Annotated in this window: 1 protein-coding gene; it reads left to right on the top strand. The window is 76.6% G+C overall.

From position 1 onward, the window contains the following. A partial coding sequence (locus C1I97_RS33960) for a non-ribosomal peptide synthetase (RefSeq protein WP_146608384.1) occupies positions 1–3,186 on the top strand: 3,186 nt, incomplete at both ends.

The following is a 3,186-nucleotide window of genomic DNA, read 5'->3' as shown; positions in this document are numbered from 1 at the left end:
CTGCCGGCCCACATGGTGCCCTCCGCCGTCGTCGTCCTGGACGCGCTGCCGCTCACCCCGCAGCACAAGACCGACCTGCGGGCCCTGCCCGCCCCCGGCGGCGCGCGGACCGAGGAGCACGTCGAGCCGCGCACCGGCGACGAGCGGGCCCTGGCCGCGATCTGGGCCGACGTCCTCGGCGTCGACGCCGTCGGCGTCACCGACGACTTCTTCGACCTGGGCGGCGACTCGATCCTCGCCGCCCGCACCCTGACGCGGATCCGGGAAGCCCTCGGCGCCCGGCTCTCCCTGCGCGACGTGTTCACCGCACGGACCGTCGCCGCGCTCGCCCCGCTGGCCGCCGAGCCGTCCGCCGCCGCGCCGTCGGACCCGATCCCCTCCGCCCCGCGCGGAAAGCCCGTCCCGCTCTCCAGCGCCCAGCGACGCCTGTGGTTCCTCGACGACCTCACCGACGGCGGAACCGAGTACAACACCGGCGTGTCGCTGCGGCTGCGCGGCCCCCTCGACACGCCGGCCCTGCGACGCGCCCTGGACCGGCTCGCCGCCCGCCACGACTCCCTGCGCACCACCTTCGCCACCGTCGACGGCCAGGGCGTCCAGCTGGTCGCCCCCGAGGCGGCGCTCCCCTTACGCACCCGCGACGTCGAGCACCTGCCCGCCGACCGGCAGGACGACGCCGTCGAGCGCCTGCTGACCGAGGAACTGCGCCGCCCCCACGACCTGACGACCGGGCCCCTGACCCGGGCGCTGCTCGTCCGCCGCGCGCCCGAGGACCACGTCCTGCTGCTGGCCCAGCACCACATCGTCACCGACGGCTGGTCGGTCGGCGTCCTGACCCGGGACCTGACGGCGCTCTACCGCGCGGAGGCCCGCGGCGAACCGGACGGCCTTCCCCGGCCGGGCGCGCAGTACCCGGACTTCGCGCTGTGGGAGCACGAGCGGCGCACCGGCGACGCGGACGCCGACGACCTCGGCTACTGGAAGCGCCACCTGGCCGGCCTGCGGCCACTCGAACTGCCCACCGACCGGCCCCGGCCGGCGGTGCGCACCACCGCGGGCGCGGCACACCGCCACCACCTCCCGAAGCACCTGGTGGACCGGCTGCGGCAACTGGCCCAGGGCCGCGGCACGACCGTCTTCACCCTGTTCGCCGGGGCGGCGGCCGTGCTGTTCTCCCGCTACTCCGGGCAGCGGGACGTGGCGTTCGGGACCGTCACCAACGGGCGGGGCCACCGCGAACTGGAGGATGTGACGGGCTTCTTCGCCAACACCGTCGTGCTGCGCGGCGAGGTCGACGACACCGTCACGGTCGACCGGTTCGTGGAGTCCCTGCGCGCGACCGTGCTGGACGCCTTCGCCCACGACGGCGTGCCGTTCGACCGGGTGGTCGAGGAACTGGCCCCGCCGAGGGACCCCAGCCGCACCCCGCTGGTGCAGGTGCTGGTGGTGCAGCAGGCGGCGCCCGCCCGGCCTCAACTGGCGGCCGGGGTGCGGGTCGAGGAACATCCGCTGCCCCGCCCGGCCGCCCGTTTCGACCTCGTGCTGGAGTTCGCGCCGCGCGCCGACGGCGACTGCGAGCTGACGGTCGAGTACAACACCGACCTGTACGAGGCGGCGACCGCGGCCCGGATGAGCCGGCAGCTGCACCGCCTGCTGGAAGGCATGGCGGACGGCCCGCAACGGACGCTGGCCGAACTGCCGCTGCTGTCGGACGACGAGCGGCGCACGCTCCTCGACTCCCGGAACCCGCCCGCGCGGGCCGGCGACCACGCCGACGGCGCCACGCTCCCGGCGCTGTTCGAGGCGCAGGTGGCCCGAACCCCCGACCGGACCGCCGTGACCTGCGGCGGGGCCCGGCTGGACTACGCCGGGCTGAACCGGCGTGCCAACCGGCTCGCCCGGCTGCTGACGGCGCACGGCGCGGGTCCGGAGTCCCTGGTGGCGCTGTGCCTGCCGCGCTCCGCCGACCTGCTGCCGGCGCTGTGGGCCGTGTTGAAGTCGGGCGCCGGATACCTGCCCGTCGACCCCGGCTACCCGGCGGAGCGGATCCGCTTCATGCTCGCCGACGCGGCCCCCGCCCTCGTCGTCGCCACCCGGGAGACCGCCCACGCGCTCCCCGACGACTGCGAGCCGCTGCTCCTGCAGGACGTACTGCTCCGGGAGGACGCCGAGCCGTCCGATGCCGGCGCCCCGGACCTGACCGGCGCCGACCTGACCGGCGCCGACCTGACCGACGCCGACCGGACCCGGCCGCTCGACCCGTCCCACCCCGCCTACGTCATCTACACCTCCGGATCCACCGGCCGCCCCAAGGGCGTGGTCGTCACCCACCGCAGCGTGGCCGCGCTGGCCGCCTGGGCCGAGGAGACGTTCGGCCCGCGCGGGCTGGCGCACGTCGTCGCGTCCACCTCCCTCAACTTCGACGTGTCCGTCTTCGAGCTGCTGTGCCCCCTGCTGGCCGGCGGCGGCGTCGAGGTGGTCGCCGACCTCCCGGCCCTCGCCGACGGCCCCGGCCCCCGCCGGGCCGGGCTCCTCAGCGGCGTCCCGTCCGTGCTCTCCCGCGTGCTCGGCGGCGACAGCGCGGTCGAGGCGGACACCGTCGTCCTGGCGGGCGAGGCCCTGCCCGCCCGGACCGTACGGGACATCAGGGACGCCATGCCCTCGGCCGAGGTGGCGAACCTCTACGGCCCGACCGAGGCCACCGTCTACGCCACCGCCTGGTTCGCCGACGGCACCGTCCCCGACCAGGCTCCCCCCATCGGCCGTCCCGTCGCCCGCACCCGCGCCTACGTGCTGGACCGCCTGCTGCGCCCCCAGCCTCCGGGCGTCACCGGTGAGCTGTACCTCGGCGGCGGCGGACTGGCCCGCGGCTACCTGCGCCGCCCCGGTCTGACCGCCGCGCGCTTCGTCGCCGACCCCTTCGGCGCCCCCGGCGACCGCATGTACCGCACGGGCGACCTGGTGCGCTGGAGTGCCGACGGCCGGCTCGAGTACCTCGGCCGCATCGACCAGCAGGTCAAGGTGCGCGGCTTCCGCATCGAACTGGGCGAGGTCGAGGAGGCCCTGCGCCGCTGCACGGGCGTCGCCGAGGCCGCCGCGACCGTCCGCGACGGCGACGGCCACCGCCGCCTGGCCGGATACGTCGTCCCCGCCCCCGGCGCCCGCGTGGAACCGGAGGCGGTACGC

Origin of the sequence: Streptomyces sp. NTH33 (genome assembly GCF_003236365.1) — a bacterium.
In the GTDB taxonomy this organism is placed as follows: domain Bacteria; phylum Actinomycetota; class Actinomycetes; order Streptomycetales; family Streptomycetaceae; genus Streptomyces.
Note: the sequence above shows the minus strand (reverse complement) of the source record. Positions and strands in the feature narration are given on the sequence as shown.